Consider the following 233-nt stretch of genomic DNA (forward strand, 5'->3'; position numbering starts at 1 on the left):
TTTACGTTTGGATAAATCTCAAGTTACTAGAATTATCAAAGAATTGTTTAGTGAAGGCTACATAGATAAAAAACCACACCCAAGCAATCACCGTAGCCAGACACTTCTACTTACGCAACTGGGCGAGGAAATAATGAATGCCATTCATGAAATCGACCAAGAGATGAAAAGCAAAATGTCATTAGGCCTTACTGATGAGCAAGTGCAAGGCTTTACCGTTATTGCCGACATTA

Annotated in this window: 1 protein-coding gene; it reads left to right on the forward strand. The window is 38.6% G+C overall.

Features of this window, described 5'->3' with window-relative positions:
- The coding region (locus AAEY75_RS17225) for a MarR family winged helix-turn-helix transcriptional regulator (protein ID WP_352260401.1) at positions 1 to 233 on the forward strand (233 nt) is incomplete at both ends.

This window comes from Psychrobacter sp. TB55-MNA-CIBAN-0194 (assembly GCF_040309505.1).
Lineage (GTDB): Bacteria > Pseudomonadota > Gammaproteobacteria > Pseudomonadales > Moraxellaceae > Psychrobacter > Psychrobacter fozii.